We start from the raw sequence: 1,570 nt of genomic DNA, 5'->3' as shown, positions 1-1,570 counted from the left end.
ACCCACAAGTAGCTGACTCAGTGGGCGGATTTGTGGAAGAAGAAAGTTGAATCGGATGAATCGGTTGTGATTCGTTATCGAGCGCCGAATCGCTTGCGCGAGGCGCTCCATGTCCTCGAAGACCGCTTTCTCCAAGACTTTCTCCCGTCCAAGAACTGGGAGATCAGGGCCGGCGCCGCATTGGACTGAGCGCGAGGTAGACGAAGCCGCTTTCAAAGATCCCCGTCTTGGCCGACGATGCGCTGAGGTTTTGAAACAGATCGGCGCCGCCATGGGCGAGAGCATCCCGTATGCCTGCCAGGACTGGGCGAACACCAAAGCCGCCTATCGGTTTCTTTCGAACGCGCGTGTTGATGAGGGCGACATTCTCAGCGGCCACTTCGCCGCGACGCGCGCCCGCTGCGATAAATTCGAAGGCCCGATCTTGTTGCTCCAGGACACCACGGAGTTCTCGTTCCAACGCGCCAATGTGAGCGCCGTTGGCGTGACGAAGAGCGTCAACAGTGGGCGCGACAAGCAGGGGCGCATCCGCCATCACACAGTATGCGGAATGCTCATGCATTCGAGTTTAGCGGTGACAACCCAAGGGCTGCCGCTCGGCTTGGCGGCGGTGAAATTCTGGACGCGCAAGAAATTCAGGGGAACCAAGGCGCTGAAGAAGAAGGTGAACCCGACGCGCGTGCCGATCGAAAAGAAGGAGAGCGTTCGGTGGCTCGAAAATTTCCGGCAATCGATCGAGCTTCTCGGGCAGCCGGCGCGCTTCATCCATGTCGGAGACCGAGAGAGCGACATTTTCGAACTCTACTGCCTGACGCGGGATCTCGGCTCGCACTTCTTGGTGCGGACCTGCATGGATCGGCTGGCGGGCGATGGCGACCACACCATCGCCGACGAAATGGACGCGACGAGGCTCAAGGGGCTGCATCGCATTGAAGTACAGACGGACGACGGCGAGATTGAAAAGATCGTTCTGGAAATCAGGTTTAAGCGCATCATCGTTCAGCCGCCCATCGGCAAACAGAAGCGATATCCTGCGCTCGATCTTACGGTCATCCACGCCATCGAACGCGATGCGCCCAAAGGCCGCAAGCCGATCGTCTGGAAGTTGATCACAGATCTGCCTGTGCGCGGGCGCGCCGAAGCGATCGAGAAGATCAACTGGTACGCGATGCGTTGGAAAATCGAGGTGTTTCACAAGGTCCTGAAGTCGGCCTGCCAGGCCGAAGCATCCAAATTGCGCACCGCAGAACGGCTCGCAAACTTGATGGCGGTCTTCTGTATCGTCAGTTGGCGCGTTCTCTGGATGACCATGTTGGCGCGGGCCGAGCCTGAGGCCTCGCCCTCGATCGCATTCACCGAGAGGGAGATCGCCTTGCTTGATCGACTCGTCAGCGATGCAGGCAATCGACGAGCCGAGCACGGGACGCTCAGCTTCTACCTCATAAAGCTCGCTCGATTGGGCGGCTATCTCGCGAGGGCCGGCGCTCGCCGCCGGGCAGCATTGTTATCTGGCGCGGCCTCGCGCGCCTAACCGATATCGCTGAGTGCATTTGTGGGTAATTGAAAGCCG

Annotated in this window: 1 protein-coding gene; it reads left to right on the top strand. The window is 59.2% G+C overall.

What is annotated here, in order from left to right; all coding sequences use genetic code 11:
- Positions 1-109: 109 nt before the first annotated feature.
- Complete coding sequence (locus Mspo_RS19355) at positions 110-1,531, top strand: IS4 family transposase (protein WP_244613561.1); 1,422 nt, start codon at positions 110-112, stop codon at positions 1,529-1,531.
- Positions 1,532-1,570 lie beyond the last annotated feature (39 nt).

It is taken from the genome of Methylosinus sp. Ce-a6 (genome assembly GCF_009811655.1).
GTDB lineage: Bacteria > Pseudomonadota > Alphaproteobacteria > Rhizobiales > Beijerinckiaceae > Methylosinus.
The sequence above is the reverse complement of the archived record's forward strand: the minus strand, read 5'-3'. Positions and strand labels throughout refer to the sequence as shown.